This is a genomic window from Salipiger mangrovisoli (assembly GCF_015223355.1).
GTDB classification, from domain to species: Bacteria; Pseudomonadota; Alphaproteobacteria; order Rhodobacterales; family Rhodobacteraceae; genus Salipiger; species Salipiger mangrovisoli.
Genome location: NZ_JADFFK010000069.1, coordinates 1 through 4881 on the forward strand (window position 1 = coordinate 1; position 4881 = coordinate 4881).

Sequence of the window (4881 nt, forward strand, 5' to 3'; positions counted from 1 at the left end):
GCCCGCCGTGGCATCCTGATCAGACCCGGACCTCTCCGAAGGTCGACGCTCCTACACCACGCGCGGGGGCACTATCAGGCTGCCGACCGAAGGGTCGATGATGCGCCATTTCTACGCCATTGGGTCACGCAGAATGGCGAAGGCTCGCCCAGCCCCTCGGTGTCGCGAATGGACTGGGATCGCGAGCCCTGCTCGCTGTGATTGACCACTTCTCAGGCTTTCGAGGGGTCCCGCTCATGGGCTGCCTTGGCGAAGGGCATCCAGGACGAAACCGGTCTGCGCTGACGTGCTGGCCCGCCAGCCGACGATACTGCGAAGGCCGCAGACCTGCCAGTGCTCCTCGAACACACAGCGGATTTCGGGTCGGAAGATGGCATCGCGTCGGGCACGGTCCGACAGGCGGGCCGGATCAGCCCGCTTCGCCAGGTGATCGCGGTCGGAGGACGGGGGCAGCACCGCGCGGATCAAGCCGCCAGTGTCGCTCGGACCACGGATGCGACGCGGGCTTGCCCCCGTGCGCATCCCGATGCACCTCGATGGAATCCATCATCACCGCGATCGGCGGTCGCGCTTCGCCATGGCGAAATACGCCGAGACTTTGCGAAGATTCATTTGCCTGACGTAGCCTTCGGCTCGCCCGCTCGGGCGCCGTCATCCTCTAGACCAAGAGGCCAAGAACGTCCGCGTGCCCGCCGCTGTCGAGCTCCGCCGTTTTGGACCCGGTGGTTTGGCGTCTTCGCCGAGCAGCCGATCATCGCGACAATCGACGTGATCGCTTTCCAGCTAGAGCTGTGCGGGCCGATGCCACCTCAAACCCTCCGCACTGCGCTTTCGCAGACCTGAGGCGGGGGGGGGCTTGTTCACGGCCTTTGCGCAGGATGCCCCATGTTCTTCGGGGGTGCCTGCGGCAAACCTGGAGCGGCGCAGGGGGGCAGCCTCGATAGGGTCCTCTCGAGCGATCAGATGCAATATCCAGATTGCGACGCACTATCTCGATGGCGTCACCATCCCATCATGCTGAAAACAGTCGGAAAATTCTGTTTCTCCGCAGCCCAACACAGGGCCGCAAGGCATTTCAATGGCTCCGTCGAAACCTTCATCGGTCACATTGTGGAAGCACGTCGAAGAAGTCTTCTGGAAGCCATTGCGCGTTAACCAGGTCCTCATTGAATTTGGACGTTTCGCTGCTGATGTTGTTGAACTCGACCGCGACCCTTCCATCCGGAGTGACTTCGATCGCCTGACCTTGCTCGGGGATGGTGACGAGGCGATTGCCGTTGGGCAGCAACTGGTGTTTTCCGCGAAGCTCGCTCTTGAAGGGGGCCTCGAGCCCAGGCAACGCGTCCGTGACCTCCATTGTGACCGGATCGATCGTGATAATCGCGGAACGCGGCCTGAAGCGGCTGTTGTTATAGACCGAGATCCGCCCGTCAGATTCGAAATCGGGGTCATGCTGCTTGAGCCAGGGGCCATACTTTGTCCATTTCAGCTCTCCGGAAGGAGAAATGATCGCAACGAGATCCAGTTCGCGAATGGAGATCATCAGATCGCCCGCGTCGAACTCGGGAAATGCAGGGGCCAGCTCGGGCAGGAGTTCTTCGACGTCGTTTGGGTGAAATATGTCGCGCGGATCCTGGTCATTCGGCACGAAAGGGAAGTCCGGAAACATCGAGAAGGCCATCGCCGATTCGCGGGAGCGTGTGACAACGTCGTGCGTGAAGCTGATCCGCACCATGTCTTCGCCGGTTTCAGGGTCAAACTTCAGGATGTCCTGTATTTGCCCGTAGGCCGTGCCCTCGCTGTACCAAGTCCAGATGCCACCGTCCGCAGCCGGTGAGAAGGAGTGGTGGAAAAACCCGTTGCGCACCCAGATAGCATCGCCGCATGGGTTCACGCGGGCGGCAAGCCCGACCAGGTCAAAACTGACCAGAATGGACCCGTCGGCCAGAACTTCCATGGCGTGTGGCGCGTTCTGACGATGCTGTGGCACGTCTGAGAACGACATTTCGTCGATGGGCCATGTGTGCACGAGCTCTCCGGCGCCGTCATGCAGCCGAACCGAGTAAGAGCCAAGCCCGACATCCCAACCAAGAAGTGCATAGTGGCCTTCGCCGATGGCGGCGTCTGCGTCGTGGACCGTCGCCAGTGCCCTCGCAGCGCCGGCGGGTGCCTTGACCTGGCGACCCTCACCGATCACTTCCCCATGCTGCACTAGAGATTTGGCAATCTTTGCCATTTCGACAACCTGATGGTAGGGAAAGATGCTATAGTGGGCGACGAAGAGGCCGACACCAAAGCAAAAGATAGCAAGAAGAACCAACCCTGAAATTACTGAAATATAGCTTTTTTCTTTAGACATAGCTTTTAAAATCGCCAAAATGATATGCTGGAAGTTTGGCATTGATCATCTGTCCTGGCAAACAGAAATTTGCGCATCCTTGTGATGTGGCGGCTCGAGTCCGTTTGAATCATGCATATGCTCGTGGGCGGCAAGGTTTAGGCGGCGTTTTGGCCGTTAATACTTGACAATGAGAGGTATTTAATTTGCGAATCGTTCCCCTTTCTCTTTTGCTTGTGATTTTCCCCCTTTCTGCACATGCCTATGTTGGACCGGGCGCGGGCCTGGGCGCCATAGCGGTCACACTCGCGGTTTTGCTCGGCCTCCTGCTCTTGGTGGTTGGATTTATTTGGTTTCCTTTGAAACGTTTGCTTCGCAAACGTCGCGCTGGATCAGGGAGCCCAAGCACTTCAGATGATTGATTTCGCGTCTATCGGAGCGCTCATTGTCGCGATCGCGTCGGTCATGTGCTTCTCGTTGGTGTTGGTGCGTTCGCGCATCTTAACGGTTGCTCGGGAAATCAGCAGCACATCCACGGCCGGGGTGACCGCGATGCTGGATTCCAGCTTGGATGACGATGCGAAGGAACGCATCGTCCGCGACGCGGGCCTGCAACTCATCAAACTGTCCGGACAGGTCGGTTGGCGCATCCTGTTGGCTCTCGCGGCTGTGGGCGTGCCCGTCGTCGCAGCCGGAATTGTGGGGCTTGTGCCGCAAGAGGATAGCTTGGGGATCCTGATGCGCGCCGACTTCATCGTCGTCGTTTCGGTTCTGGCGATCGGGCTTGGATTTGTGCGGCGCCCGCGCAAGCGCGCTGAGGTGAAGGCACCCAAAGTCAACGATACGAATTCCTATGGCAGTGGCGACAGGCTGATTCATGCGCTGGCATTTTCCGGGCCCAAGGCGCAAAAAGCCTTTGCCCGCATCGATGATCGTCTGTTTTCCCAGCGCATTGCGGAAACAGCGGAGGCGCCGCCGGTCTTTATCACATCACTGGCGCGTGGGGGGACGACAGCGCTTCTGAATGCGCTCCACGACATGCCGGAATTGGCGACGCATCGTTATGCTGACATGCCGTTCTTGACCGCGCCGATGCTGTGGTCCCGAATGTCCGGCCATCGCACCCAGATTGTTGAGCGCGAGCGAAGTCATGGGGATGGCATGAAGATCGGATTGCAGAGCCCGGAAGCCTTCGATGAAGTGTTTTGGATGCTGCACTGGCCTGAAAAGTACCACGAAACCCATATCGATCTGTGGCAAGGTGATGAGTTCAAAGCTGAGGCGCAGGCGTTTTTCAAGCGGCATTTCGCGAAGATTGCTCAGATCAGGCACCCGAACAGTTCTTATCCCGTGCGTTATTTGAGCAAGAACAATGCAAATATCGCGCGGCTTCCGGTGTTGCCGAAACTCTTTCCCGGCTGCCAGATCATCGTCCCGCTGCGAGAGCCATCGGCGCATGCAGCTTCGCTTTACCGTCAGCACAAGAACTTCACCAAGCTGCATGCCGAAGACTCTTTTTCCAAGAGATACATGCGCGATATCGGGCACTTCGAGTTTGGGGAATTACACCGCCCAATGGACTTCGCGCGCGATTTTCTAAGGGGACGTGATCTGGAACAACCAGATTATTGGCTGGCCTACTGGATCACATGTTTCGAGCACATCGCACATCGCGCCGACAAGCTGCTTCTGGTGAAGCAAGACGATCTGCGCCGAAAGCCTGCGCAGACCATGGAACACCTGGTCGCAAGTCTGGGTCTGAGCCATAACCCGTCAAAGCAGTGGGACAGCTACTTCCGTCGAGAAGAAGATGCCGCAAAAGACCACATGTTCGACGGCGCCCTGCTTGACCGGGCAAGAGAAGTTTACGCTCACCTGTGTTCTCTGGTCACACATAAGGGCATTGATCAGGCACACTGACCACACGGAATATTTTCGCTCCGGCGGGCGGTTTCTCCGTGGCATCGATCAATAGGGCAGGGCAATAGTTTCGGGTGGTTGAGTGCTTGCCGTCGCAATCGCTTGCCGATTTCTGAGGCTTACCTTTCAGCTGTTTTTTTGACGCGCCGTTTTTTGGTAAACGCCGCCCCTTGCTCTCACTGAAATTGCTCCGCGAGGCTTCTTGCGGGGCGAAGCGAAGACGTCCGCTGCATTGACAGGCTCTCAAAGCTGATCGGCCCTGCTGCCTTTCCGTGAACCATGTCCCTAACAGGGCACTGAAAAAGGCCCGCGTGAAGGATGGTTTCCCTCGACGCGGATGTCGGGTGGGGCTGGAGCATGCGCAGGCAGACCTGCCTGCGGCTTCCCCGGTCAGGCCGCCAGCAGTTTCGGCAGCCTTGCGAGATTGCAGGCCGCCATTGTCAGCGTAAAGCGGGCGCGCACGCGCTCTATGCCGCGATACATGGTCTGTGTCAGGCCGCCGACGGTCTTGGCCCAGCCGAAGGGTTCCTCGATCTTCTTTCGGCTTCGCTGGGATTTGGCATAGCCGGGATGTCGGGTGGTCCGACCGTCGATGGCTGAATGGCGGGACTTCTGGGCGACAT

3 protein-coding genes and 1 other annotated feature are annotated in these 4881 nt (G+C 58.5%); of the genes, 1 reads left to right on the top strand and 2 read right to left on the bottom strand.

Annotated elements, in window-relative coordinates:
• Window positions 1-483: 483 nt before the first annotated feature.
• Window positions 484-592: a sequence feature (AL1L pseudoknot), on the bottom strand.
• Window positions 593-1096: 504 nt separating this feature from the next.
• Complete coding sequence (locus IQ782_RS29315; RefSeq protein ID WP_194138193.1) at window positions 1097-2401, bottom strand: arylsulfotransferase family protein; 1305 nt, start codon at window positions 2399-2401, stop codon at window positions 1097-1099.
• A 351-nt stretch (window positions 2402-2752) separates the two neighbouring features.
• On the opposite strand from IQ782_RS29315, the gene IQ782_RS29320 reads away from it, so the two are divergent.
• Window positions 2753-4258, top strand: coding sequence for a sulfotransferase (locus IQ782_RS29320; RefSeq protein ID WP_194138194.1), 1506 nt, complete (start codon window positions 2753-2755; stop codon window positions 4256-4258).
• A 390-nt stretch (window positions 4259-4648) separates the two neighbouring features.
• Here the strand turns inward: IQ782_RS29320 and IQ782_RS29325 are convergent.
• The coding region (locus tag IQ782_RS29325; RefSeq protein ID WP_194138195.1) for a transposase at window positions 4649-4881 on the bottom strand (233 nt) is incomplete at its 5' end.

Excerpts from the sequence above, each read along its gene's own strand:
- IQ782_RS29315 (WP_194138193.1), bottom strand. The coding sequence starts at position 2,401 with ATGCCAAACTTCCAGCATATCATTTTGGCGATTTTAAAAGCTATGTCT.
- IQ782_RS29320 (WP_194138194.1), top strand. The coding sequence starts at position 2,753 with ATGATTGATTTCGCGTCTATCGGAGCGCTCATTGTCGCGATCGCGTCG.